Here is a 392-nt window from a genome sequence, read left to right as displayed (position 1 = left end):
CCCCCAGCTCGACCGCGTCCTGAAGATCAACGAGCTCCAGACCATCCCCAACGACGTCGCCGACGCCGCCGCCAGCACCCTCGTCATCGGAGTCAACTAACCGTGCCCCTGAGCGGCTGAAGACCGCCGCCACTCACCGGAGAAAGTCACACGTCGTGAACGTAGGGGTCGACGAGTCCGAGCTCGTCGTAGTCGATCGCGTAGGAGATCGCTTGGCAGGCTCGGGGTAGGCCTTGGTCGATCTGCTTGATGGTGGCGGCCACCGTGGGGGTGTAGAACGCGGTGCGTACTTCCAGGACCCGTGGCGGCACGGGTCCGACCGTGTCGCCGACGTCGTATTGCCATCGCTCCCAGGAGTCGACGCCGGCGTAGTGGCGGGCTGAGAGTGTCTT

Annotated in this window: 1 pseudogene; it reads right to left on the bottom strand. The window is 65.6% G+C overall.

Going from position 1 to position 392, the window contains the following annotated elements:
* Positions 1-146: 146 nt before the first annotated feature.
* A pseudogene (locus B2P18_RS00840) lies at positions 147-392 on the bottom strand (ATP-binding protein); the annotation flags it as partial.

Source organism: Arsenicicoccus sp. UBA2120 (assembly GCF_002330965.1).
In the GTDB taxonomy this organism is placed as follows: domain Bacteria; phylum Actinomycetota; class Actinomycetes; order Actinomycetales; family Dermatophilaceae; genus Arsenicicoccus; species Arsenicicoccus bolidensis.
The sequence above is the reverse complement of the archived record's forward strand: the minus strand, read 5'-3'. Positions and strand labels throughout refer to the sequence as shown.